This window comes from Pseudescherichia vulneris (genome assembly GCF_902164725.1).
Taxonomy (GTDB): Bacteria; Pseudomonadota; Gammaproteobacteria; order Enterobacterales; family Enterobacteriaceae; genus Pseudescherichia; species Pseudescherichia vulneris.
The window spans coordinates 2,157,657-2,158,149 of record NZ_LR607338.1 but is presented as its reverse complement, the minus strand read 5'-3'; the positions used below and the strand labels follow the sequence as shown (position 1 = coordinate 2,158,149).

Annotated in this window: 1 protein-coding gene; it reads left to right on the top strand. The window is 59.8% G+C overall.

Features of this window, described 5'->3' with window-relative positions:
* Window positions 1-5: 5 nt before the first annotated feature.
* A partial coding sequence (locus FN633_RS09240; RefSeq protein ID WP_154058885.1) for a phage N-6-adenine-methyltransferase occupies window positions 6-493 on the top strand: 488 nt, incomplete at its 3' end.

Genomic DNA, 493 nt, shown 5'->3' with positions numbered 1-493 from the left:
CGGGGATGAGTACTAACAAATATTGCCAGGCGCTGGCTGAACTGCGCGCCCAGCCAGCCCACGAGTTGAAAGAGGTCGGCGATCAGTGGCGCACGCCGGAAAACATATTCTGGGGTATTAACGCCATGTTCGGGCCGCTGGTGCTGGATCTGTTCACTGACGGCGAGAACAACAAATGCGAGGCGTACTATACCGCAGAGGATAACGCGCTGACGCAGGACTGGTCCGAGCGCCTGGCGGAACTGCATGGCGCTGCCTACGGCAACCCGCCTTATAGCCGCGCATCGCAGCACGACGGCGAATACATCACCGGCATGCGCTACATCATGCAGCACGCCAGTGCCATGCGCGATAAGGGCGGGCGTTACGTGTTCCTGATTAAGGCGGCCACCAGCGAGGTGTGGTGGCCGGAGGATGCGGATCATGTGGCCTTTATTCGCGGGCGCATCGGTTTCGACCTGCCGCACTGGTTCGTTCCGAAAAATGAGAAGCA